The sequence below is a fragment of the Arcicella sp. GW822-FHT02H01 genome, from assembly GCF_058802005.1.
This window is the reverse complement of the sequence record NZ_JBXANT010000001.1, coordinates 4,660,980-4,683,546: the sequence shown is the minus strand read 5'-3', so window position 1 is coordinate 4,683,546 and position 22,567 is coordinate 4,660,980. Positions and strand designations below refer to the sequence as shown.

Genomic DNA, 22,567 nt, shown 5'->3' with positions numbered 1-22,567 from the left:
ATATAGCCTAATGCTTACTGCCTAAAGCCTACAATCCATGAAATTCCTTAAAGCGTTCTAAGTAGCTTTTCTCAGTCCAAGCATCTTCAATTTCCTTTACAGCTATCAGTAAATTATGCTCTTGATTCTCGATGATTTCGGCATTCATTAATTTTATTTCCTCCCAAATTTTTTGGAGTGTCGGTAATAAAGTCTTTCCTTTTTTCGATAATTTCAAATTACGTTTACGAGCGTCCTCGTCCGACTTCTTAGAGATTATCAAACCTTTTTTCTCCAATTCTTTCGCCATCTGAATAATGGCAGGATGTGTAACATTCAAGCCTTCAGCTATTTCCATAATCCCCGCCTCGTTTTTCTGAGACAGAAAGTAAAAAATAGGAAACCATTTTGGTTGAAAGTCAACGCCGTAGAAACGATACACATCTTCACCACCACGCATGATGGTCTCGCTGAGTCGTTTGAGCCTACTTCCAAAAGCCAAAGGGCCTAATTCTGATATTAAATCCATTTTATGTAAACAATTACGTAAGTGATTACGCAAATTTTAAAAGTTTTTTTGAATTAAACAAAAAAATCTTCTCCTTTTTGAAAAAGAGAAGATTTTTAGAGGAGAGATTTTCAGATAATGTTATTTTGTTACCCCTAACAGTGGTTTTATAAACTACAAGTTTTAGATTGGTGTGTTAAGGATTATAAATCCTTATTTAATAAAGTCGAAGATGTAGCGAGCTAACATCCCGACCAACATGTGTTATATTAAACTTCTTTCACTTCAATGGCATATTTAGGCAGTTCTTGCTTTATTTTTTCATATATTTTTATCCATTCTTGATAGCCTTCCTCAATTTGAGAAGCTGAGAAACTTGCCCAATTAGCATGTTTACGGGTAAATTCCAACTCTTCTTCCTTTCTTATTAATAATTGTTGTGGTGAGGGAATAAAAACCGTATGTAATCGATGATTATTTTCTTTAAGTTTATTTGATAAATTAACTATTGAATCAATATCGTGATAATAACGAATCAAAACATCGTTCTTTTTTCTACTTAATTCAGTGTACAGAGAGTCCAAAATCTTTTCTTGATCATAATTTACACTCAGTTTACGTTCAGTTAAAAACTTATCCATACTAATTTTTTCAACATTTAGTTTTTCGAAAACAGTATCTGTTTCTTGCATTTCTACTATTATATATACATTCATAGTTCAAAACATTTAATTGATTACTCTTAACAAAATGCCTAATTCTTCTAATTCTACTTTGCACCCCCGTTAGTCCTTTGCTTTTTTAAGTTTCTATAAAAATTATAGTATGAGTCCTTTAAGAGAAGGAGGTTGCAGAGACTGTGTTTTATTTTTGTTCAAAGTCCAAAAAGACTTTGAACAGGGAGATTGGATTCTAAGAATGCCTAACACACCCGACGCTTGGCGTAGTGTTACTACACTACGTCAGTGTGTACTACAATGTTACATTGTAAAAATGCAACACATTTTATAATTATTCCTAAGTTGTGTACTCATATACCACTTGCCGTTGGGGACTATGCGTCGCCTTCTGAGAAGGCCTGAAACACTGACGTAGTGAAAAACACTACGCCAAGCGAGGGTAGTAAAGATAGCTAGTTTTAAAATAAGTTAGTTTTCGCACCTATTGAAACAAGTGTTGCAGTTGGTGCCAAGCAGGGATTGAGATTAGAAACTTCATAATCAGAAAACCTTAAAATAAATAGTATCACTTTGGATTTTGGGTTCCTTTATAAATTTAAAATTTCCCCAATAGATAGGGAGTTCATACTCAGACTTTTGATTCTTATCATTCCAAAATTTGAGTTTGTGAAATAGATGTTCTTCCTTTATTTTACAAAATGCCCGATATTTTCCCTTTAAAATGTCGTAACTAAATGTATTGTGAATATCTAAAAGAGTATTTATTGAACGAGAAATTGTTCGGATAGAATCTTTTTTAAGAAAAGTCATATAGATGCCGTTTGACTGAATTACGGCTAAATTTCTAGTTTGTATAGGTACTTCTATTTTTTTTAATATATTTTTTGATATTTCAAACTTTTTATCATGCTCTAAAATACTATAGCCAATATCTCTCTCATTAGGAAAAAACTTTTCTCTATCAACAAGATCTAGTACTGTTTGATCAAAAATATTTTGCCATTTACCAGTGGAATCTAGTTGTTCAAATGTAATCTTAGGTGAGCGAAAAGCTATATTGTGATGTTGAATATTTATTATGCGTGCCTCTAAGGCATATCCAGTCTCAAATCTTTTCTCATAAGGAGAGATATATAATAAACTTAGTTTTATCGGAATAATAGAATCTTTATCCTTTTGCTTTCTACAACTTAGGAATAAAGAGAAAATAAGGATAAAAATCATTATATTTTTCATGTGCTTTTATTTAAGGGTTGTTGGTACTCCAAATTTTCTCCTGCCAAAAGCTTGCGGTGTTCTAAAACTATTAGTTGCACTAGGATAATCCCTAAAAAAATGTACATATTTAAATTCTCCCATACTTTTTGCTGATACTAAAGAATAACTGTAAGCAGAAGCTTCGGTAAATTTTTGGAAAAGAGTCGGGCCAGTATCTTGACCCTATTTTTTTATCATAGTCTCAAATAGCCCCATTTTATAATGAGAAGCATGTATAAATTCCTGCCCTCGCTTGGCGTAGTGTTCCTGCACTACGTCAGTGGGTACAGCAATGTTACATTGCAAAAATACAACGCATTTTATGATTATTCCCAAGATGTGTACTCATATACCACTATTCGTTGCGGACTAGGCGTTGCCTTCTAAGAAGGTCTGACACACTGACGTAGTGAAAAACACTATGCCAAGCGAGGGTCTAAATTAGCCAATATGAAACTCAAATCTGTCTTACAAATGGCAGCTTTATCAGCCGTCAAAGATGATAAACAGCTCAAAGAATATTATGAAAAAAAATTAGCAAAAGGCAAATCAAAATTGTCAATTTTAAATGCGGTTAAAAACAAATTAATCCACCGTGTAATATCATTTGTACAAAGAAAGAAAAAATATGAAAATTCCGTTAATTTTTCCTTGTTTTTATCATAGAAATCAAAGTCGGCAATTTCAGATTATTAGCTAATGTCCAAATGGAATCTTTTCCCCTGAAATAACTTTTGGATTTATACTAATCCATATTTGATTGCGTACATCTCCTGTGTATCCTATAACAACCCCAGTCACGACACTATCGACAGCAGGATAAGCAGTGTCTTTTTCAAAATCAATTACAGCAACAATACCTAGAACTTCTTTATCTCCTATGTCTAAAAATACTCCGAATGGCCGATGCACAATGACACGACATTCTATTTTTTTCCACATTGGATATTTCTCTTTTATTTTATGCCAATCTACTCCATCTTTATTTATCAAATCATACCATTCCATATCGCTATCTTTTGTATATGTTAGTCATAAATTACATCCCGTGCTGTTCCATGTCTTCACAATTGGAGCTATAAATAATAAACAGTCTCTGACTGCATCAGGTTTTAGGCTGTTAAGCTCTATCATCCCTAACGAGGGAATAAATTCCCTCGTTAGGGATGAAGATTTGCAAAACCTCGCTACTTGGTATTGATAAATTCACTTTATGCATTACTGTCACACATGTTGTTAATCTGGGCGACACCGTCTAGGCGACACCGTGACAAAGACCAATAACAGCAAATTAAACAAAAAAATCTTCTCCTTTTTGAAAAGAGAAGATTTTTAGTGACCTACATTAATCTATAAAAAACAAAATACATTTGTATTTTATAAACCGATTGGTTTATATTTGTTTCATGTTTACGAAATCAGATATTACCAGACAAGCTATTATTGAAAAATCAGCTCCTATTTTCAATACGAAGGGTTATAGTGCAACCACTATGAGTGATATTTTGTTGGCCACTGGATTAACCAAAGGTGGTGTATATGGTAATTTTGAAAGTAAAGACCAAATTGCTATTGAAGCATTTGAACATTCTATTGGAAAGCTTTTAGAAGCTTTACGTTTTAAAATTAAAAAAGAAAATACTGCCAAGGACAAACTCTTCGCCATTTTAAGTTTTTATAAAAACTACAGCGTAAGTCCCTTAACAGAAGGAGGTTGCCCTTTACTTAACACTGCAATAGAATCTGACGACAATCTACCCTTCCTGAAAATCAAAGCACAAAAAGCACTGGATGAACTATTAGGAGGCTTAGCGTTAATTATTCAAAAGGGTATCCAATCAAAAGAATTTAGGGATGATTTAGATGCTCAGAAGGAAGCCACCTTAATATTTAGTGTTATTCAAGGGGGGCTAATGATGAGTAAATTGGCGGATAATCCAAAAATATTAAATGGCTTGTTAGAAAACCTAAAAGCTACTATTAGTACACAATATTTACGATAAATTTTTTCATTCAAAAACAAACCGTTCGGTTTATTTTAACTTACTCTTATTTAAAATTTCGGAATGGCAAGCATTAAGAAAATATCAGCACGTCTAACAGGTGTTTATTTCAATCTGTTAGCCTTTGTGCTTCCTAAAAAGCTAAAAAAAGATGGTTTTAATCTTTTCTGTACTCCCTTTTCAAAAGGTCTCAAGCCACACCACCAAGCATTTTTAATGCCTGCCTTTGCTGAAATACTTGAAATAGACGGAAACAAGATTCAAACTTACCGATGGGGTACTGGTTCCAAAAAAGTATTATTGGTTCATGGCTGGGCAAGCCATAGTTTCAGGTGGAAATCATATATTAACGCTCTGGTCGAACATGACTTTACTGTTTTGGCACTAGATGCTCCTGCACATGGTAACTCTACGGGCAAAATCATGAATTTAGTTATCTATGAAAGAACTTTGTCGAAATTCTTGGAAAAGCACCCCGATTTACACACCATCATCGGGCATTCAATAGGTGGTTTTGCTACTACTTATTACCTAAGTCGAAATCCAGAGGCATCCATTCAAAATGCGATTATTTTGGCTGCTCCAGGAAAAGTAGAAGAGTTTTTTGCGTTTTATGTTCAATTCTTGGGACTTTCCAATAAAGCCATCAAATTGATTTCCGAGCAATTTGAAAAAGAACTACATCAAAAGCCATCATACTTCTCAGCAATCAATTTTGCCCAACATATTAAAACAAAGGCGCTCATTGTGCATGATAGAGGAGATAAATCTACCAATTATTTAGATTCAGAAAAACTAAGTCAAGCTTGGAGAGGCTCAACGCTGAAACTTACTAAGGGACTTGGGCATGAATTGAAAAGTGAAGAATTACTACAGGAGATTATCAGTTTTATAAAATAAACAAAAACGCTCTTTTAACATGAAATACGTCTTAATCATACACGAAGTAAAAGATTATCTATTGTGGAAAAAAGTATTTGACGAAGCCGCCACCATTAGGAAACTAGCAGGCGAAATTTCTTATGAGTTACTTAAATATGAACAAGATGCTAACAACATTGTTCATTTCTCTGAATGGACTTCCCTTGATAATGCAAAAAAGTTCTTTGAGTCGCCCGAGCTAATTGACATTAGAATGAAAGCAGGAGTAAAAGCGCCAACGTTTATTTACTTAGAAAAACTAGAAGAAGGAATATTATAACTATACAATAAGATGGATAACAATTATTTAGATAGTGCCATTAAGCAATTTGAGTATTACAAAATGCTTGCAGAAAAGACCTTTAATCAAGTAGGCGAAGATAAACTCTTCTGGCAATACAACGAGGAAAGTAATAGTATTGCGATGATTGTAAACCACCTTGCTGGAAATATGCTCTCGCGATGGTCGGATTTCTTAACAACAGATGGTGAAAAAGAATGGAGGAATAGGGATACTGAATTTGAAAACATCATCCATACCAAAGATGAATTAATGACTAAATGGAATGAAGGGTGGACTTGCCTATTTAATACACTCAATACATTAACCAATGCCGATTTAGACACTATCATTTATATCCGAAACCAAGGGCATACCGTGCAGGAAGCCATCAACAGACAGCTTGCTCATTATCCATACCATGTTGGGCAAATTATTTATATCGGTAAAATGGCTACTGATAACTGGCAATCTTTATCTATCCCAAAAGGTAATTCGGATAGTTACAATAACAACAAATTTTCCAAGCCAAAACAGAAAACTCATTTTACAGATGAGTTTCTAAAATAATATACAAACAATGAAAACATTTCTATCTGCCATCTTTCTTGTTCTTTTCCCTCTGATGTTAACTGGTCAAAAGCTAACATTGGCTCAACAGGATTCAGTTTTTGTACGTGAAAATTTCACTAAACAAGAAGTGTACATCACTATGCGAGATGGCGTTAGATTATTCACCTCCATTTATATTCCTAAAGATATTTCCAGTGAAAACCCCTACCCTTTCTTAATTCACCGTACATGCTTTGGCTCTTCACCTTATGGACCTAGCAATTACCCAAAGCTCCTGTATTATTCAACCCATATAATGCGAGAAAAATTTATTTTTGTCAAGCAAGATGTGAGAGGAAGATACATGTCAGAGGGTATTTTTACAAATATGCGTCCTTTCATTCCGTCAAAAAAGACTTCAAAAGACGTAGACGAATCATCTGATACATACGATACCATAGAATGGTTATTGAAAAATATCCCGAACAATAATGGAAATGTAGGATTATACGGAATTTCCTATACTGGTTTTTATGCCATTGCAGGTGCTTTAAGCGGGCATCCTGCTATTAAAGCTGTGTCTCCACAAGCACCCATTTCAGATTTTTTCTTTGAAGACTTCCACCATAATGGAGCTTTTGTTTTGGCTGTCGGAAATGCCCTGCCAGTTTTCGGTATTTATCCCCAAAAACCAACCGAAAGTCATTGGTTTCTAGCACATTTCCCTGAAATTAATGCCAACAATGGTTACAATTGGTATAAATCAATGACTCCGCTACAAAATTTTGGGAAACTGTATTCAGATAATTTCTTTTGGAATGAAATAATCGAGCATCCTAACTATGATGATTTTTGGCAAAAACGCAGTATAATTCCTCATTTGAATACCCATACAAAAATGCCTCCCATATTAAATGTTGGCGGTTGGTTTGATGCCGAAGATATGGTTGGTGTATTGGATATATATAAGCAGATAGAAAAAAACAACGCTGCTGTGTCAAACACGTTGATTATGGGACCTTTTGGTCATGGAGATTGGTCAAGAGAACAGGGACATCATTTACAAGGAAACATTTATTTTGGTGATAGTTTAGCAACATTTTTTCAGAAAAAGATCGAATTAGCATTTTATAAAAAACATTTAAAAAACGTAATCGACAAAGGGACGGTATTGCCTAAAGCCTTCCTTTTTGATACAGGTAAAAAAGAATGGACAAATTTTGCGGAATATCCAGTTAAAGATGCTGTAGGGTTAGATTTATACCTTCATGCAGATAAAAAACTATCAGCAGTCCTCTCGAAAAAAGGATTTCAACAATATGTATCCGACCCTAAGAATCCTGTTCCTTATGCAGAAGGAGTATTTGAAACCCTTGATTTTTTACCTAATTATATGAGTGACGACCAAAGGTTTGTTACTCATAGAAAGGATGTGCTAACTTTTAAAACCGAAGCATTACAGGAGGATATTACCTTTATTGGCGAGATAAAGGTCAATCTGAAATTTTCGACAACAGGAACTGATACTGATTTTTTTGTTAAAGTTATCGACGCTTACCCTCAAAATGAACCTAATAGTCCCTACACTCCAGTAGGTATCAAATTGGCTGGCTACCAACAGATGGTTCGTAGTGAAATAATGAGAGCAAAATTCAGAAATTCATTCACCCGTCCTGAACCACTTGTTCCAAACCAGAAAACTAATCTGGATTTTCGACTTCAGGATGTTTACCACACCTTCAAAAAAGGGCATAGCATCGTGATTCAAATACAGTCGTCCGCCTTTCCTTTGTTTGATATTAATCCTCAAAAATTTGTAAACAATATTTATAAAGCCAACGAAAGAGATTTTCAGAAAGCAACCATAAAAATATTCAGCGAAAGTAAAATTTCCGTAAACATTTTATCAAACACTACAAATGGGAAATAAAATATACATCATCGGTGCAGGAGCTGTGGGTAAAGCATTAGCAGTTTTTTTGAAATTAGAGGGCAAAGACGTATATATCATCAGGGGAAGCGTAGACAACATCCCTACGCAATACGAAACGATATCAGTTCAAACAGATCAACAAACTATTTTGAAAGCCGAAATCGAAGTGAGTTCCCTTTCTAGTCATTCAGCATTCGATGGTATATTGGTCGTCACCAATAAATCTTTTGGAAATGAAAAGCTAGCTGAAACTTTAAAAATAAGTGCTAAATACTCGCCGATAGTTCTTCTACAAAATGGACTAGGGATAGAATCTCCATTTCTTGAAAAGGGGTTCACAGATATTCATAGATGTGTGTTGTTTACTACATGTCAAGTAATAGCAGAAAACCTAGTAAGGTTCAAACCCGTAGCAGCATCACAAATTGGTATCATTAATGGTAAAGAAGATAGCCTCCAACATATTGTAAGCCAACTAAACAACCCAATATTTCAATTTAGAGCAGAAGAAAACATTCAATATACTATCTGGAAAAAAGCGATTGTAAACTGTGTTTTCAATTCCATTTGTCCTCTTTTAGATACTGATAATGGTATATTTTTAAGAGATCATGGCGTTATCGATTTAGCCAAAAATGTAATTAGCGAATGTGTTAAAATTGCCAATTTATCTGGTATTGAAATAACTGAAGAGGAGGTCATTGAAAGTGTATTAATGATTAGCAGGATGTCGGATGGACAACTTATTTCGACCTTACAAGACATTAATCATAAACGAAAAACCGAGATTGAAACACTAAATTTTGCTATAGTAGTTATTGCCCAGAAATTAGGCAAAGGTAATGAAGTAGTACAAACAAAACTACTTGGCGACCTTACAAAAATAAAGGCTGATTTGAATTTTTGTTAATAAAATCTTTTAAAAGCTAAGTATTTTGAAATGGCATTTTTCAGTAGCACGAGTTTCCAACTCGTAATTAACGATTGCTTTGCGAGTTGAAAACTCGTGCTACTGTATAAAAACACTACGCCAAGCGAGTGGTTAATTAGATAGTTTAAATATTATAAACTTCTTTTTTTAATCATTTCCAGAAAACTCTCTCGATATGTATTACTTATAGCGATTACTCGATTACCGATATATACATGATTATCCGCAATTTTACTTATATGATTTATATTAATAATGAATGAAAGGTGCACCCTGAAAAAAATCGAGGGAAGTTGTTGTTCTAAACTTTTCATTCTACGATATAACAAGACTGGTCGATGGGGTGTCACTAATTTTACATACTCTTTTTCTCCTTCGAAATACAAAATATCGTTAATGGCAATTTTTTCGATAAGCTTTCCAGATTTCACAAAAAAGTATTCTTGGTGAATTTCTTCATCACCCAGTTTCTTCAATAAATCATTATTTTTTATAAATTCATTATTAATCTTTTCAGCACACTTTAAAAATCTTTGCAAGGTTAGTGGTTTCAACATATAGTCAATCGTAGCAAACTCAAAACTCTCTATAGCATGTTCTGCATAGGCAGTTACAAACACTATTTTTATATTTTTGGGTAAAAATTGTGCTAATTCCATACCTGTTAAACCTGGCATATTGATATCTAAAAAAATAACATCTACTTCTTGTTGTTTCAACAATGAAATTACTTCAAGTGCATGATAACATTTTCCTACTAGTTGCCAATTAGTTGCTTGTTGAACATACATTTCAATCAAACCTATGGCAGCAGGTTCATCATCCACAATAAGACAACGTATGTTTGTCATAATGTTATAACTAAAGTGGCTGTAAAATTACTTGCTGTCTTTTTTATAGATAGCTCAAAATTAGATGAGTATATTAATGCTAAGCGGCGTTCAAGATTGGACAAACCAGAGCCCGATTTTTGGGTAACAGAAATGGCTGGTAAACTATTTTGAGTTATGAAAATCAATTGCTGTCCTTCTTGTTTCAACGATATGATAACTTCATTTTGAGGAGAAGTTTTGTCAATACCGTGTTTGAAAATATTTTCAATAAAAGTAATCAATAGCATAGGGGGAATCATAGTATTTTCGGAGACTGAACGAGTAAATTGTATCGAAGGAGGATAACGCATCCTAATGAGTTCCAAATCAATATAATGGTCGATAAACTGTAATTCTTTACTCAGTAATACTTTTTCTTGGTGACTTTCTTCGGTAAAATATCGCATCATGTCAGATAGCTTTTCGATTAGTTGTGCTGTAAGTGGCGATTCTTTTACGGCCTCGAAGTAAATATTATTCAACGTATTAAACAAAAAATGAGGTTGTACTCTCGACTGTAATAAATCTAATGCGGCTTTCTGATTTTCCATTTTAAGCATGGTGGCTGTTTGAGACACCAAACGATAACGTAAAATTAGCAGTAGCACAAAGCTAAATAAGAAAATAAACAAGTTACCAATCAAAACAGTACTGTATTGTTTAAGTAAAATGGGTTGTGATTTTCCCGAAAAAAAATAGGTGTAAATCCATCCAGACACTTGTGCTCGCAAAAATGTAAGCAATACCAGCCAGAGTAAACAAGCCAACGTATAAATGAATATTCCTTGCTTGAAGCATAGCCACGGAATGAATACATATACATTGGAGTACACAATTAAAATATAAAAAAGTAAAGCTAGTAAAGTAAACGTCAGTGATTCTGTGAAGCCATCTCTGGATAGGGCACCTAAAAGACTAAGAATAAAAACCAACGACCAACCGATTACGTGCCATACCCAATCGTTATAATGTTTAATACCTATCAACATAGTATAAAAATAAACTAGATATTGCTTTAGATGATGGTTTTTTCAACCAATGACATCATTTATTCAACCAAATACTACAAATAGATGATAATAGCATTGGTTAAAATAAAAGCGTAATCGGTTGAATAAGTTTGTTGTCTTTTCTTATCCTAAACAGCTTTGTAAAGTTATTACAATCAATTTCTAATTTTTATTTATTATTATGAAACATATCATATTTTTATTCTTGTTCTTATTGTTGAGCAACATAAAAAGCTTGGGACAAATTGACACTATTACTGCCACCAACAGCAAACTCAATCTCAAGCGATTGCAAGAAGGTAAAGCTACTTACTTAGTTTATTTCACAGACAGTAATTTCGTCAGAAAAGGAGTTGGCGACATTTGGGAAAGAAACACTCATTTTTCGACCCTTAATCATAAACCTGTAGTAGAATTTGGCTGGAAATGGATTAATAAAGACACTGTTATAGCCAATGTGATTAACATCTGTGAAAGAGCAACAATGAAGCCTATTTTTCACAAAGCTAATTATGGGAAAAGAGGTATCATAGCGTATGATTTTGTTGGAAAAGAGATGATAGCATCAGACACTGTAGCAAATAATAAAGTCATTAAAAACCCAAAAATCACGCTAAATATACCTATTTTAAACTGGGAGTTAGATTTGGAGACTTATCCTTTACTTCCTATTAAACGAATTGGGCAACATTTTCTGATTTCGTTCATGGATGCCAACAGTCCCATTCCAGCTTATCATTTGTATGAAGTAGTAGGGAAAGAAGCCATAGCTGTCAATATTGATACAAAGACAAATTGTTGGATATTAAAGCATACAGATACTACTCATCCTAATTATTATGCCCTTTTTTATCTTTCTGAAAAAAGTGGTGAAGTAATTAAAATGAAAGAATACTTTCAAGGAATGTATCGTTTTAAGGTTAAATTATATTGATACATTCCCTGAATTTTCCATATAGTATACCGATGCCTAATTGAAAAAATCCATCATTTTGAGCCTATCAACCACTATTTGCTCTTTACAAAGGAATAATAAGTTTTGCTAATACTAAAAGATACCTCAAATTGGCAATCGAGTAATTGTCTTAGTGCTAAAACCATTTCCCTCACTTGAATTCTGAAGAACCCGTTTGGCTTTTTTACTATCCTTTAGATAAGCATCGAAAAAAGCCAATGTATAGTGGCATAGGGCACTGTAACTGTCAGTTTGATAAGAAGTAGTTCGCTTAAGAGAAGCATAGAAAGGCCAATAGGCCGTAAATTCCGCATGTTCTAACTTTTTAAGTCTATATAAATGCTTCGTAGTAATAGCTAAAGAACGAAAGAAAGGGAAAGTGGACCAGTCCTCGTTTTGATTGCTGAAATACAAGTAAGGCACCGTCAATTTATCAGGGTTGAAATCGCTAACGGTTTTTATAAGATCATAATCCTGATATTCGGTGCTACCATCCCAACAGGCCAATGCTTTTACGTTTGGGTTCCGCATTTGATAAATGACATTAGCCATACCTCCCCAACTGAATCCAAAAGTACCTATTTTGGAAGTATCAACATTGGGCAGTTGTTGTGTTTGAGCCGTGATGTATTCCAAGTCTCTAACCTGAGCCATGATACCAGCTGTGTCCTTGGTCATTGTCTGCGATTGTTCACCCGCTGACGCAACTGAAATGATAATATAACCGTGGCTGGCAAGGTACTCGCAAGCAATATGATTTTGATTCGCCGATTTGCTCAACGAAGGTGCATAGACGATAACTGGAAAACGCCTATTAACAGGCGTTGCTTTATAAATCGCTTTTGTGGGGGCATGCAATATATCATCTATGCTCACTGTAAGATTTTTCATAAAGGTTAAGGCGTATTGGCGATATCCTCCCACCACATTAGTGCAATACGCAGCAACTTGGTTAGAATCAGTGATAGCAAACACTTCCCGTTGAGTTTCTAGCCCTATATACGTTCCGTAAAGCATCAGATTATCCGTTGATGCCTTCTTGGCAGGATACCAAATATGAATAGATAACGGTCGGTATGTTGCACCCTTATTTGGCTGATAAATCCGAGTGCTATCATATTGTTGCTCAATCCTAAACCCCACTTGATAAGGCCCGTAGTTTAATTGCTTTGTTTCCACTTCAACTGGTCGAATGATTGACCAAGAGGTTATTAGACAGAACCCTAAAAATAATACCTTGCCCATATCAAATTATTTTTTTGTTTCTGTAGCACGAGTTTCCAACTCGTAAAGCAATCGTTAATTTACGAGTTGGAAACTCGTGCTACTATAGAAAAACCAAAAGCAAACAGCCCCGAATCTACGCCCAAACCTGAGTGCCTTCCGTACAGTTTTTACACATTTCTATTTCTGAACGAGAGCGAATTAAGGTTTGTCTAAACTGCTGATATGATTTTCCATGCCATAGTTCAGTAAAAGTCTGGGTTTTCATATCGCCTAAACGGTGGTGTGCATCTTTATCAAAACAACAAGGTACTACTAGACCGTCCCAAGTAATTACGCATGAATGCCACATTTTCCAGCAATGATTAATTAATTCATTCTTGATACTATAGCTTCCATCGCTTTGTTTTTTGTAGCGTGCATACTTGTCGATTGTCGGAATAAGGTCAGAACCATTTTCATAATCGTAAATCTGGGCAGTTTTTAAGCCTACTTCATCCACGCCCAACTCTTTAGCCAATTGTTTTACTTCCTCAATTTGATGTTCGTTTGGTCGTACGACTAAAAACTGAAAAACGATATGAGGCGTACTAGATTTCAACTCTTTTTTCCACTTTACAATATGCTTTGTGCCTTCAATTACTTTCGATAACTTCCCTCCTACACGATATTGTTCATAAGTTTCTTGACTAGTGCCATCAATCGAAATAATTAATCTATCCAAGCCCGACTCTACCGTTTTTTTGGCATTAGCATCTGTTAAATAATGCGCATTGGTCGATGTGGCAGTATAAACTCCTTTTTTAGCCGCATAACCCACCAAATCCAAAAATTGTGGATGTAGGTATGGTTCTCCCTGAAAATAAAAGATTAAATAGAGTAACGTGCTTTCTAGTTCATCAAGGGTTCGTTTGAATAAATCTCCCTCTAACATTCCAGTGGGGCGTGTAAAAGAACGCAGTCCACTTGGGCATTCAGGACAACGCAAATTGCAAGAAGTAGTGGGTTCAAAAGAAATGCTAATGGGCATTCCCCATTGCGTTGGTCTCCCCAAAAGTTTAGAATTATAAAAACTAGTAGCCACTTTTAAACCATTCCAAATTCGCTTTGGCGTAAGTTTCGAGAGTAGGTTTAGTCCATCTTTAAGGTTTCCGTTCATCTTGTTAGTTGTACATTGTATCGTGCAAGATACCGCCAAATGGCTGAAATGCCAAATGAACGTATCAGGATAAAGTAACACACATTTGTTCAAATTAAGTAGTAATTTATTTAACGAAATTCCTCGCTTAAAAATATACTATCAAACATCCAATTTAACTATGTCACATTCAAGAAGAGATTTTATTAGAAAAATCAGTGGAACCTCGGCAATGCTTATTGGTGGTACAACCCTGAGTGATGCTTATGGCAAAACTTTCACTTTGGAATCAACCGCTAAAATCAGTGCTAATGATACTGTCAGAATCGCCTTGATTGGGTCTGGTATTATTGGGCATTACGATGCTGATACTGCTTTGAAAGTACCTGGTGTAGAACTAGTGGCGGTTTGTGACTTGTACACTGGACGATTGGAAAGAGCAAAAGAAAAGTGGGGAAAAGATATTTTTACGACAAAAGACTACCGCGAAATCCTGAATAGAAAAGACATCGATGCGGTATTAGTGTGTACATCCGACCATTGGCATGATAAAATCTCCATTGATGCTATGCACGCAGGCAAACATGTTTACTGTGAAAAACCAATGGTTCATCATATTGAAGAAGGCAAGGCGGTAATTGAGGCACAGAAAAAAACGGGTAAAGTTTTTCAAGTAGGTTCACAAGTGGCAAGTAGCACTGTTACGGCGGAAGCTAAAAAAATCTATGAGTCGGGTATTATTGGCGAATTGGTGTATGTAGAAGCTACCAACGACCGTACTTCTGCCAATGGTGCATGGCAATATACTATTCCTACGGATGCTTCTACTCAAACAGTTGACTGGGATACTTATGTTGGCGATGCTCCTAAAATGCCTTTTGATGCCAAAAGGTTTTTCCGCTGGAGAAACTATAAAGACTACGGAACGGGGGTAGCGGGAGACTTATTTGTGCATTTGTTAACCAATTTGCATACGATTACGGGGTCTACGGGACCCAATAAAATATTTGCCTTGGGCGATTTGAATCTTTGGAAAGATGGTAGAGATGCCTACGATATTGTTACGGCTTTGATGAATTATCCTGCTACAAGTACCAATCCTTCGTTTCAGTTTTTTACGCGAGTAAACCTAGCTGATGGTGGTAGTGGAGGTTCTCCCACCCGTTTGATTGGTACGGAAGGGGTAATTGAATTATCGTGGAGTAGTATGAAAGTGAAAAACTTTAAAAGACCTAAAGCTCCAGAAATCGGTGGGTATGATTCGCTATTTACTTTCTCGCAAGCAGAACAAGAAGAATCTAAAAAAGCCTACAAAGCCCTATATTCTGACGAAGATACTAAATGGCAATATGGTAAAGAAATCACTTTCAAAGCTGTGGATAATTATGACTCAAGGCTTGATCATTTTATCAATTTCTTCGAATCTGTTCGGACAGGCAAAGCAGTCTGGGAAGATGCTACTTTTGGATTAAGAGCCGCCGCCCCAGCATTGGCTTGTAATAAAAGTGCTGAAATAGGCAAACCCGTCATTTGGAATCCAGAAACGATGAAATTGGGTTAAAATATAAGAGAAGAATTTCCTTTATCCCTAGCGAGGGACTTAAGTCCCTCGCTAGGGATAAAGGGTAAATTAAACAGCATTACACGCTTAAGACTCACAATAAACTTAAAGTACATTTTCGCATTAAATCAAAAATAATCCGCATTTAACTTGTTTTTAATGAAAATGTTTCACATCTTGTACTAGAATTAATATATCATCAAATCATTTCACCAAATGAGTTGGTGGTACTCGTTGAATCGTATTCTCTGGAATACACTTCTTCATATTAGGGTATAAACCATAGGGTTTATTACTTATTGTCTTTTTGGCAAAATCAATGTATTAGCCTATTGGCATTGAGTTGCATACTTAATATCTAAGTCGATTATAAACAAAAATTGACGAATTTCTTCGTCAACTAATAATAGATTTTGGGTGAATTTTTAATTTGGCTGATTACGTATAGTATAGTTTTTTACAGATTTTTTATGGGTTAGGGTTATTGAAAAAGTCGTTGGTCATGCTAACGACTTTTTTTTATTGTAATCGTTTTCTATCTTAAAAACCTTTAAAAACTGGTTTTCTTTTTTGTAAAAATGCAGTCACTCCCTCCTCAAAATCCTTTGTTTGTCCAGCCAAATCTTGATGGATAGCCTCTAATTCTAGCATTTCTTCTAAACTAGAAAATGATGATTGGTTCAATACTTTTTTGATTAAACCTATTGCCGTCGTGGCTGAGTTGGCATATTGTTTTGCCATTTTAAGGACTGCTGAGTCGAGGTCAGCTTTGGGTACTACTGAATTGACCAATCCTAACTCAAAACATTCTTGTGCTTCTACTACCCTACCCGTCGAACACAATTCAAAGGCTTTTTGTGAACCAACCAATTTTGGTAAAAAGAACGAAGAGCCTGCATCGATAATCAACCCTATACTCACAAAAATCTGAGACATCTTGGCATTATCTGCCGCAATGATAATATCACAAGCCAACGCCAACGAACAGCCTGCTCCTACTGCTGTACCATTTAGGCGACAAATTACAGGTTTGGGTAAATTGCGAATGGCTAAAATCATAGGATTATAGTTTTTCCGAAGGGAATCTCCCAAGCTCGTTGCATTGCTCATACCACTTTTCAAATCTGCACCTGCACAAAAAGCATTTTCGCCTCCACCTGTCAATACAACAACACGTACAGATTCGTCAGTATGCACTGCTTCAATGGCTTGGGTTATTTCTTGAATGAGGGCTGTGTTAAGGGCGTTATAAACCTCTGGTCGATTGAGCGTAATGGTGCAAACACCATCCTGAATATGATAGATAAGATGCTGATACATGAGAGTTGTTTTTTGATTTACCAACTCTAATTTGAGGCTTTTTTATTTATTATGCAAGCATAACATTTTAAATAAAGAAGATGACTACCGACAAACTAACAGTAATCCCCAAAATGGTTCCTGCTAAAATCTGAGCGGGTGTATGGGCGTTAAGATATAACCTAGCCGACATGAGAAAACCTGCTACCAAAATGGCAATTAGTACTGGATAGAATAATGCTACCGTACCAAATTTAATGGCAATCCCCAACAAAGCCCCTACGGTGCCACTGATGCCTACGGCATGGGCTGATATTTTCCAGTAAAGACTAATAAAAGCTACGGCTGAAATAGAAAAAGCGATACTGGTAAGAATAAGGGATACTTCGGGAAATTGATGCAGTTTGAAGGTGAAAAATACTGCTACAAACGTATAAATAGCTACCGTAACCAAATAAGGTACTCGCCTATCCGACAGTGTTTCCATTTTTAAATCACTGATGATTTTAAACCGATACAGCGCATAAATACTGAATACTGGCAGTACAAAAGTTTGTAAGAATATGAGCAACAAAAGTCCCAATTTCAAACTCATCATGCCTACTCTTGAAGTACCATTAAATAACTCAAGATTATGAATGGATTCTGGTGCAATATAAAACAGAACAGCAAAAATAATTGTCGGCATAGCTAATGGATGCAACAATGCTGATAATATTTGGGCAAAACGTGTATTCAAGTGGTTTTTGTTTATTTATGATTTTATGAGCTATGAGCTATGAGCTATGAGCTATGAGCATTTTTTCTTTTACTTAAGCTCAATGCTTATTGCTCACAGCTCATCACTTTATAATTGTTTCCTAAGCCTAGCCACAGGGATATTCAATTGTTCTCTGTATTTGGCAACGGTTCTTCGGGCTATATTATAGCCTTTTTCATTCAAGAATTTCTCTAGTTTATCATCCGAAAGTGGGTTCTTCTTAGATTCGTTATCAATTAATTCCTTCAAGATATTTTTTACTTCACGACTAGATACATCCTCGCCAGAATCGGTAGCGATACCTTCTGAAAAGAAATATTTTAAAGGATATAACCCAAACTCTGTTTGAATAGACTTACTACTGGCGACTCTGGAAACGGTAGAAATATCCATGTCAATTTGCGTAGCAATGTCTTTCAAAATCATGGGTTTTAATTTTGTTTCATCACCTGTCATAAAAAACTCATTCTGATAATCCAAAATAGCCTTCATCGTTCTTAACAACGTATTTTGTCTTTGTTTGATAGCATCAATAAACCATTTGGCAGAATCTAGTTTTTGTTTGATAAAAGTAACCGTTTCCTTGATGGCCCTGTTATTTTTATCACTTTTCTCATAAGTATCCAACATCTCATGGAACGAGTGACTAACCCTCAATTCAGGGGCATTCTTAGCATTTAAATATAATTCTAATTTGCCATTGGTATTCGTCAGGATATAATCAGGAAGCAAGTATTGAATTACGCCACCATCTTCTTCGGCAGCCCCAGGTTTGGGATTCAGCTTGGTAATCAGTTTGATGGTTTTTTTCAGGGCATCGTCACTGATATCTAAGCGTTTTTGAATCTTGTCGTAATGCTTCTTTGAAAATTCATCAAAGCTATCCTCTATAATTCTGATGGCATCTTGTACAAAAGGTTCGTGAATATCTTTTCGGTCTAACTGTAGTAAAAGACATTCTTGTAAATCTCGTGCGCCAATACCAGCGGGGTCAAAGGTTTGAATTTGTTTTAATACAATTTCAATATCTTCAATGGTGGTATAAACTCCTTGGGTAAAAGCCAAATCATTAACGATAGCCTGTAGTGGGCGACGAATATATCCGTCTGATTCAATAGAGCCTATCAACTGTTGCCCTATTATTTCTTGATGCTCGTCTAACCTCAAATATCCCAATTGTGAAAGTAAATGATCGTTCAGATTCGACAACATGGCTATCGGCATATCCTTATCATCATCATCCGAATTACCATCTCCCTGCATCTTATAGCCATTATAATCATCACTCAGGTACGACTCTACATCAATGTCTCTATCATCATATTCTTTAAATTCTTCATCAGCATAATCGTCAAAATCATCATCGTATTCATCAGCTTCTTTTACTTCTACTTCTGCACCTTCTTCCAAAGCAGGGTTAATTTCTAACTCCTCCTCAATCCGAGCGGATAATTCAAAAGTAGGTATCTGCAACAGTTTAATAAACTGGATCTGTTGTGGAGATAGCCTTTGTTGGAGACTTTGATTAAGACTTAATTTTTGCATAAAGTATTAAATGCGATTTAGAAATCGTAAAACGATCAAGGCAAAATGGTTAATGAAAATTCGAAATGACAGCCTTATCAACTATCTTGCCAAATTTATTGAATTTAATTACACCTTGTTTATTATTTTCAATTTATTTCCAGTAAAAATATGTAAAATATTAATAATCAAAAACTAAGCACCCCGTCAATTTATTCCTTGAAGTTAATAAAGGTATTTTTTTCAAGAAAATTAACTAGCCAGACAATCAAGTAACGCTTTAGTATTTTAACGTTCAATGATAAAATTTAATGTATGATAAATTATAAACTATGAAAAATACCATCTAATTCGGTAATTGTAAGTAATTTTGAATTCTAGTAAATCAATAGTACGAGTGTTTTTTGTTTGTTGATAAACAAGCTAAAAATCAAAAATCCGAAATTATACCAATGCAAATCAAGCAAATTTTAGCAGAAGCCCAAGTTGGCCAAGAAATAACCGTAAAAGGTTGGGTAAGAACCAAACGTGTACAACCAAATGTAATTTTTATTAATATTAACGACGGCTCTGTAATTCATAATATTCAGGCTGTAGCTGAACCGGGTATTATTGAAGAAGAAACGCTTAAATTAATTACTACGGGTTCGTGCGTAGCCGTAACAGGTACATTAATAGAATCTAAAGGTTCGGGACAAAGAATAGAATTACAAGTAAAATCTGTTGTAGTATACGGTACTGCCGACCCAGAGAAATATCCGCTTCAACCAAAGAAACACTCTTTAGAGTTCTTGCGCGAAATCGCTCACTTGCGTCCACGTACTAATACATTTTCAGCCATACTCCGTATTCGTCATTCATTGGCTTTTGCTATTCATAAATATTTTAATGATAACGGTTTCTTCTATTTGCATACGCCTATCATTACGGGGTCGGATGCTGAAGGTGCGGGTGAAATGTTTCACGTCACTACCCTTGACCCTAAGAATCCTCCATTGAACGAAGACGGTACTGTAAATTATAAAGAGGATTTTTTTGGTAAAGAAACTAACCTAACAGTTTCTGGACAGCTAGAAGGTGAATTAGGAGCCATGGCTTTATCGAAGATTTATACTTTCGGACCTACTTTCCGTGCTGAGAACTCAAATACTGCTCGTCACTTAGCAGAATTCTGGATGATTGAGCCAGAAGTTGCTTTCTATGAATTGGAAGACAACATGCGTTTGGCCGAAGATTTTACAAAGTATGTCATTAAATATGCTTTAGAAAACTGTGCAGACGATTTAGCTTTGCTTGAAAACCGTTTGAAAGAAGAAGAGAAAACTAAAAAAGCAGAAGAGCGTTCGGAATTAGCATTGATTGAAAAACTTCGCTTTGTGATTGATAACGAATACGTAAAACTTACTTATACAGAAGCTATCCAGATTTTGTTATCATCAAAACGCCATAAAGAAGGTAAGTTCCAATACCCAGTTGAATGGGGCATCGACTTGCAGTCTGAACACGAACGTTACTTAGTTGAAAAGCATTTCAAAAAACCAGTTATCTTGACGAACTATCCAAAAGACATCAAAGCATTCTATATGAAGCTGGATGAGGACGGTAAGACGGTTCGTGCAATGGACGTACTTTATCCTGGTATTGGCGAAATCATCGGTGGTTCGCAACGTGAGGATAATTACGAAAAATTATTACAACGTACTAAAGACGTAGGCATCCACGAAGATACGATTTGGTGGTATTTAGAAACACGTAAATTCGGAACAGCACCACACTCTGGTTTTGGTATTGGTTTCGAACGTTTGGTGATGTTTGTAACAGGTATGACCAACATCCGTGACGTGATTCCTTTCCCACGTACACCGAAATCAGCAGAGTTTTGATAGTTGTGAGTGAGCGAATGAGTGATTTAGTGATTATTTTTCTGTAAATTAATCCTCAAATCACTCATTCACTTTGTCACTAAACAATACTGCTATGTTAAAAAATTCTATTTACTTTTTGTTTTTTCTCTTATGTACCACTTTTGCTGTTCTTGCTCAAAATCCTGAAGAACAAGCGGTAAAGGCTGTAGTGGTGCAGCTTTTTGATGGCATGCAAAAACATGATTCTACGATGATTCGTGCTACCTTCCATCCTTCTATTAGGATGCAATCAATTGGTATTAATCGTAAGACTAACCTCATGGATTTGACCACCGAGGAGAATGCGGATGGTTTTATCAAACACATTGGCTCATTACCAGCCAATATACAAATAGAAGAAAGAGTATTAAGCTATGAAATCAGAGTAGACGGCAATATGGCAACTGCTTGGACGCCCTACGAATTGTATGTAAATGGTAAGCGTCAACATTGCGGCGTAGATGCCTTTCAATTCTATAAAACCGAAAGCGGTTGGAAAATTATTGCTTTGGCTGATACACGTAGGAAATGTGAGTAATGAACATTATTAAATAAAATTTCAAAAAACATTTGGAATTTTATTTTTTTAGATTGTACTTTGCAATACAAAGTAATTTGAAAATGAATCAACACTTACAAGATATCTCTGAAATACGTTCTATGATGGAACGTTCCAGCCGATTTATTTCCTTTAGTGGATTATCAGGCGTATTTGCAGGCTCATTTGCCTTGATAGGTGCTTATTTGGCCTATCAAAGAATTTTGTCTGAGTATCCTTCTAACTACTTGAATTTACAAGACAATGCCCCGTTGTTAAAATATATTATCATTGACGGCATCAGTGTTTTAATACTTTCACTTAGCGTTTCGGCATATTTTAGTATCAGAAATGCCAAACGTAAGGGGATAAACATTTGGAGTAGTTCGTCTAAAAGACTCTTTTCAAACATGGCTATTCCTTTGGTGGCGGGTGGTTTGTTTAGCTTGATTTTATTAAAGCACGCACCGCATTTAATAGATGCCGCCACGTTGGTATTTTATGGTTTAGCCCTTGTGAACGCCTCTAAATATACTTATGATGATATTCGATACCTCGGTTATATCGAAATCGTTTTGGGCTTAATTTGTGGTGTATTGGACGAATGGAAGCTTGGTTTACTATTTTGGGCTATTGGTTTTGGAGTACTACACATTGTTTATGGAATAGTGATGTACCGTAAATATGAATCTTGATTTGAAGATTTGATAATTGAGTTCTTATAAATTATCAGATTGA

At 35.3% G+C, this 22,567-nt stretch carries 23 protein-coding genes; 12 read left to right on the top strand and 11 right to left on the bottom strand.

The window, feature by feature from the left end; translation table 11 throughout:
• Positions 1–28: 28 nt before the first annotated feature.
• The 3 genes from AC1RNE_RS19565 to AC1RNE_RS19555 form a co-directional block, all read right to left on the bottom strand.
• The gene (locus tag AC1RNE_RS19565) at positions 29–508 is read right to left on the bottom strand and encodes a MarR family winged helix-turn-helix transcriptional regulator (protein WP_492803300.1); all 480 of its coding nucleotides are present in this window, start codon (positions 506–508) and stop codon (positions 29–31) included.
• A 248-nt stretch (positions 509–756) separates the two neighbouring features.
• Positions 757–1,203 (bottom strand): hypothetical protein, encoded by a 447-nt coding sequence (locus AC1RNE_RS19560; RefSeq protein ID WP_492803298.1) that lies wholly within the window; start codon positions 1,201–1,203, stop codon positions 757–759.
• A gap of 504 nt (positions 1,204–1,707) precedes the next feature.
• Positions 1,708–2,403, bottom strand: a complete 696-nt coding sequence (locus AC1RNE_RS19555) for a hypothetical protein (RefSeq protein WP_492803296.1) — start codon at positions 2,401–2,403, stop codon at positions 1,708–1,710.
• Between the two features lie 471 nt (positions 2,404–2,874).
• On the opposite strand from AC1RNE_RS19555, the gene AC1RNE_RS19550 reads away from it, so the two are divergent.
• Entirely contained in the window at positions 2,875–3,090 is a 216-nt protein-coding gene (locus AC1RNE_RS19550; RefSeq protein ID WP_492803294.1) for a hypothetical protein, read from the top strand.
• Positions 3,091–3,120: 30 nt separating this feature from the next.
• Here the strand turns inward: AC1RNE_RS19550 and AC1RNE_RS19545 are convergent, their stop codons facing one another.
• Positions 3,121–3,432: a hypothetical protein gene (locus tag AC1RNE_RS19545; protein WP_492803292.1), complete on the bottom strand. Its 312-nt coding sequence runs from the start codon at positions 3,430–3,432 to the stop codon at positions 3,121–3,123.
• A 398-nt stretch (positions 3,433–3,830) separates the two neighbouring features.
• Between AC1RNE_RS19545 and AC1RNE_RS19540 the strand changes: the two genes are divergently transcribed.
• The 6 genes from AC1RNE_RS19540 (at position 3,831) to AC1RNE_RS19515 (ending at position 9,023) form a co-directional block, all read left to right on the top strand.
• Positions 3,831–4,427: a TetR/AcrR family transcriptional regulator gene (locus tag AC1RNE_RS19540; RefSeq protein WP_492803291.1), complete on the top strand. Its 597-nt coding sequence runs from the start codon at positions 3,831–3,833 to the stop codon at positions 4,425–4,427.
• 63 nt (positions 4,428–4,490) lie between these two features.
• Entirely contained in the window at positions 4,491–5,327 is an 837-nt protein-coding gene (locus tag AC1RNE_RS19535) for an alpha/beta hydrolase (RefSeq protein ID WP_492803289.1), read from the top strand.
• Positions 5,328–5,346: 19 nt separating this feature from the next.
• Positions 5,347–5,628 carry an antibiotic biosynthesis monooxygenase gene (locus AC1RNE_RS19530; RefSeq protein WP_492803287.1) on the top strand — a complete coding sequence of 94 codons (282 nt, stop codon included), beginning with the start codon at positions 5,347–5,349 and terminating at the stop codon, positions 5,626–5,628.
• 12 nt (positions 5,629–5,640) lie between these two features.
• The gene (locus AC1RNE_RS19525; protein WP_492803285.1) at positions 5,641–6,198 is read left to right on the top strand and encodes a DUF1572 domain-containing protein; all 558 of its coding nucleotides are present in this window, start codon (positions 5,641–5,643) and stop codon (positions 6,196–6,198) included.
• 10 nt (positions 6,199–6,208) lie between these two features.
• Positions 6,209–8,110: a CocE/NonD family hydrolase gene (locus AC1RNE_RS19520; RefSeq protein ID WP_492803283.1), complete on the top strand. Its 1,902-nt coding sequence runs from the start codon at positions 6,209–6,211 to the stop codon at positions 8,108–8,110.
• Positions 8,100–9,023: a ketopantoate reductase family protein gene (locus AC1RNE_RS19515; protein ID WP_492803281.1), complete on the top strand. Its 924-nt coding sequence runs from the start codon at positions 8,100–8,102 to the stop codon at positions 9,021–9,023. Before AC1RNE_RS19520 ends, AC1RNE_RS19515 begins: the two co-directional genes overlap by 11 nt.
• 152 nt (positions 9,024–9,175) lie before the next feature.
• Here the strand turns inward: AC1RNE_RS19515 and AC1RNE_RS19510 are convergent, their stop codons facing one another.
• Both AC1RNE_RS19510 and AC1RNE_RS19505 read right to left on the bottom strand, forming a co-directional pair.
• A complete protein-coding gene (locus AC1RNE_RS19510) occupies positions 9,176–9,895 on the bottom strand; it encodes a LytR/AlgR family response regulator transcription factor (protein ID WP_492803279.1) in 720 nt (239 codons plus the stop codon).
• Positions 9,892–10,905 (bottom strand): sensor histidine kinase, encoded by a 1,014-nt coding sequence (locus tag AC1RNE_RS19505; RefSeq protein WP_492803277.1) that lies wholly within the window; start codon positions 10,903–10,905, stop codon positions 9,892–9,894. Before AC1RNE_RS19505 ends, AC1RNE_RS19510 begins: the two co-directional genes overlap by 4 nt.
• 202 nt (positions 10,906–11,107) lie before the next feature.
• Here AC1RNE_RS19505 and AC1RNE_RS19500 point away from each other — a divergent pair, with 202 nt between their 5' ends.
• Entirely contained in the window at positions 11,108–11,860 is a 753-nt protein-coding gene (locus AC1RNE_RS19500) for a hypothetical protein (protein WP_492803275.1), read from the top strand.
• Positions 11,861–11,986: 126 nt separating this feature from the next.
• Here AC1RNE_RS19500 and AC1RNE_RS19495 read toward each other — a convergent pair whose 3' ends face one another.
• The gene (locus tag AC1RNE_RS19495) at positions 11,987–13,126 is read right to left on the bottom strand and encodes a poly(ethylene terephthalate) hydrolase family protein (protein WP_492803274.1); all 1,140 of its coding nucleotides are present in this window, start codon (positions 13,124–13,126) and stop codon (positions 11,987–11,989) included.
• Positions 13,127–13,241: 115 nt separating this feature from the next.
• Positions 13,242–14,264, bottom strand: a complete 1,023-nt coding sequence (locus AC1RNE_RS19490) for an SPASM domain-containing protein (protein WP_492803273.1) — start codon at positions 14,262–14,264, stop codon at positions 13,242–13,244.
• Positions 14,265–14,424: 160 nt separating this feature from the next.
• Here AC1RNE_RS19490 and AC1RNE_RS19485 point away from each other — a divergent pair, with 160 nt between their 5' ends.
• A complete protein-coding gene (locus AC1RNE_RS19485) occupies positions 14,425–15,804 on the top strand; it encodes a Gfo/Idh/MocA family protein (RefSeq protein ID WP_492803271.1) in 1,380 nt (459 codons plus the stop codon).
• A 540-nt stretch (positions 15,805–16,344) separates the two neighbouring features.
• Here AC1RNE_RS19485 and AC1RNE_RS19480 read toward each other — a convergent pair.
• From AC1RNE_RS19480 to rpoN, 3 genes are all read right to left on the bottom strand, one after another.
• Positions 16,345–17,124, bottom strand: coding sequence for an enoyl-CoA hydratase/isomerase family protein (locus AC1RNE_RS19480; RefSeq protein WP_492803270.1), 780 nt, complete (start codon positions 17,122–17,124; stop codon positions 16,345–16,347).
• A gap of 67 nt (positions 17,125–17,191) precedes the next feature.
• Positions 17,192–17,842, bottom strand: a complete 651-nt coding sequence (locus AC1RNE_RS19475; protein ID WP_492803269.1) for a hypothetical protein — start codon at positions 17,840–17,842, stop codon at positions 17,192–17,194.
• 108 nt (positions 17,843–17,950) lie between these two features.
• Positions 17,951–19,408 (bottom strand): RNA polymerase factor sigma-54, encoded by a 1,458-nt coding sequence (gene rpoN / locus AC1RNE_RS19470; RefSeq protein WP_492803268.1) that lies wholly within the window; start codon positions 19,406–19,408, stop codon positions 17,951–17,953.
• Between the two features lie 431 nt (positions 19,409–19,839).
• On the opposite strand from rpoN, the gene asnS reads away from it, so the two are divergent.
• The 3 genes from asnS (at position 19,840) to AC1RNE_RS19455 (ending at position 22,524) form a co-directional block, all read left to right on the top strand.
• Complete coding sequence (gene asnS / locus AC1RNE_RS19465) at positions 19,840–21,270, top strand: asparagine--tRNA ligase (RefSeq protein WP_492803266.1); 1,431 nt, start codon at positions 19,840–19,842, stop codon at positions 21,268–21,270.
• Positions 21,271–21,364: 94 nt separating this feature from the next.
• Positions 21,365–21,829, top strand: a complete 465-nt coding sequence (locus tag AC1RNE_RS19460; RefSeq protein WP_492803264.1) for a nuclear transport factor 2 family protein — start codon at positions 21,365–21,367, stop codon at positions 21,827–21,829.
• Positions 21,830–21,912: 83 nt separating this feature from the next.
• Positions 21,913–22,524 (top strand): hypothetical protein, encoded by a 612-nt coding sequence (locus AC1RNE_RS19455; RefSeq protein ID WP_492803263.1) that lies wholly within the window; start codon positions 21,913–21,915, stop codon positions 22,522–22,524.
• Positions 22,525–22,567 lie beyond the last annotated feature (43 nt).

Coding starts and splice junctions, on each gene's coding strand:
- AC1RNE_RS19490 (WP_492803273.1), bottom strand. CDS start 14,264: ATGAACGGAAACCTTAAAGATGGACTAAACCTACTCTCGAAACTTACG.
- AC1RNE_RS19480 (WP_492803270.1), bottom strand. CDS start 17,124: ATGTATCAGCATCTTATCTATCATATTCAGGATGGTGTTTGCACCATT.
- AC1RNE_RS19545 (WP_492803292.1), bottom strand. CDS start 3,432: ATGGAATGGTATGATTTGATAAATAAAGATGGAGTAGATTGGCATAAA.
- rpoN (WP_492803268.1), bottom strand. CDS start 19,408: ATGCAAAAATTAAGTCTTAATCAAAGTCTCCAACAAAGGCTATCTCCA.
- asnS (WP_492803266.1), top strand. CDS start 19,840: ATGCAAATCAAGCAAATTTTAGCAGAAGCCCAAGTTGGCCAAGAAATA.
- AC1RNE_RS19455 (WP_492803263.1), top strand. CDS start 21,913: ATGAATCAACACTTACAAGATATCTCTGAAATACGTTCTATGATGGAA.
- AC1RNE_RS19555 (WP_492803296.1), bottom strand. CDS start 2,403: ATGAAAAATATAATGATTTTTATCCTTATTTTCTCTTTATTCCTAAGT.
- AC1RNE_RS19530 (WP_492803287.1), top strand. CDS start 5,347: ATGAAATACGTCTTAATCATACACGAAGTAAAAGATTATCTATTGTGG.
- AC1RNE_RS19520 (WP_492803283.1), top strand. CDS start 6,209: ATGAAAACATTTCTATCTGCCATCTTTCTTGTTCTTTTCCCTCTGATG.
- AC1RNE_RS19510 (WP_492803279.1), bottom strand. CDS start 9,895: ATGACAAACATACGTTGTCTTATTGTGGATGATGAACCTGCTGCCATA.
- AC1RNE_RS19565 (WP_492803300.1), bottom strand. CDS start 508: ATGGATTTAATATCAGAATTAGGCCCTTTGGCTTTTGGAAGTAGGCTC.
- AC1RNE_RS19550 (WP_492803294.1), top strand. CDS start 2,875: ATGAAACTCAAATCTGTCTTACAAATGGCAGCTTTATCAGCCGTCAAA.
- AC1RNE_RS19560 (WP_492803298.1), bottom strand. CDS start 1,203: ATGAATGTATATATAATAGTAGAAATGCAAGAAACAGATACTGTTTTC.
- AC1RNE_RS19485 (WP_492803271.1), top strand. CDS start 14,425: ATGTCACATTCAAGAAGAGATTTTATTAGAAAAATCAGTGGAACCTCG.
- AC1RNE_RS19495 (WP_492803274.1), bottom strand. CDS start 13,126: ATGGGCAAGGTATTATTTTTAGGGTTCTGTCTAATAACCTCTTGGTCA.
- AC1RNE_RS19515 (WP_492803281.1), top strand. CDS start 8,100: ATGGGAAATAAAATATACATCATCGGTGCAGGAGCTGTGGGTAAAGCA.
- AC1RNE_RS19505 (WP_492803277.1), bottom strand. CDS start 10,905: ATGTTGATAGGTATTAAACATTATAACGATTGGGTATGGCACGTAATC.
- AC1RNE_RS19525 (WP_492803285.1), top strand. CDS start 5,641: ATGGATAACAATTATTTAGATAGTGCCATTAAGCAATTTGAGTATTAC.
- AC1RNE_RS19540 (WP_492803291.1), top strand. CDS start 3,831: ATGTTTACGAAATCAGATATTACCAGACAAGCTATTATTGAAAAATCA.
- AC1RNE_RS19535 (WP_492803289.1), top strand. CDS start 4,491: ATGGCAAGCATTAAGAAAATATCAGCACGTCTAACAGGTGTTTATTTC.
- AC1RNE_RS19500 (WP_492803275.1), top strand. CDS start 11,108: ATGAAACATATCATATTTTTATTCTTGTTCTTATTGTTGAGCAACATA.
- AC1RNE_RS19460 (WP_492803264.1), top strand. CDS start 21,365: ATGTTAAAAAATTCTATTTACTTTTTGTTTTTTCTCTTATGTACCACT.